1 protein-coding gene is annotated in these 274 nt (G+C 63.5%); it reads right to left on the reverse strand.

Annotation, left to right across the window (positions count from 1 at the left end):
* Nucleotides 1-274: MFS transporter (locus tag SB724_RS20050; RefSeq protein WP_410572584.1), on the reverse strand; the 274-nt coding region annotated here is incomplete at both ends.

The raw sequence follows: 274 nt of genomic DNA on the forward strand, positions 1-274 counted from the left end.
GCACAGCGCAAGCGATGAACATCCACCGCCAGGCCTCAATACCCAACCAAAACTCTGACCCTGCCCCACCTGCGGAGTTGGACAGAACGGCGTCGGACAGCAGTGCCGCGAAGATGCCTGTGGTGATGGCGAGCTGCTGGAGCGAGGCCAGTCGCCCACGGACGTGGCGCGGGGAAATCTCGGAGATGTAAGCGGGGGCGATCACAGACGCGAGCCCGATGCCTAAGCCGCCCACCAACCTCCAGAAGATGAGGTCCCACACGCCGAAGGAAAG

Source organism: Bacillus sp. SIMBA_031, assembly GCF_046535225.1.
GTDB lineage: Bacteria > Bacillota > Bacilli > Bacillales > Bacillaceae > Bacillus > Bacillus velezensis.